The organism is Sedimentibacter sp. B4 (assembly GCF_000309315.1).
Lineage (GTDB): Bacteria > Bacillota > Clostridia > Tissierellales > Sedimentibacteraceae > Sedimentibacter > Sedimentibacter saalensis.
On sequence record NZ_CANG01000530.1, the window covers coordinates 1 to 239 of the forward strand.

At 66.5% G+C, this 239-nt stretch carries 1 pseudogene; it reads left to right on the plus strand.

Going from position 1 to position 239, the window contains the following annotated elements:
* Nucleotides 1-193 (plus strand): annotated as a pseudogene (locus tag BN358_RS26600) (protein translocase subunit SecD); the annotation flags it as partial.
* Nucleotides 194-239 lie beyond the last annotated feature (46 nt).

The window sequence follows — 239 nt, forward strand, 5'->3', positions numbered from 1 at the left end:
CCTGACCACGCTGATCGACCTCGCGGTGGTGTTCTTCTTCACCAAGCCGATGATGACCCTGCTCGGCCGCACCAAGTTCTTCGGCGAGGGCCACCGGTTCTCCGGTTTCGAGGCCGAGCACATGGGGGCGAGCAAGGCGCCGCTCCACAACTCCCAGCGTAGACGCGGGGCAGTCGCGGGAGGTGAGGCGTGATGACCGACCAGATCACTGAGCCGCAGGCGCCGGAGACGCCGGTCAA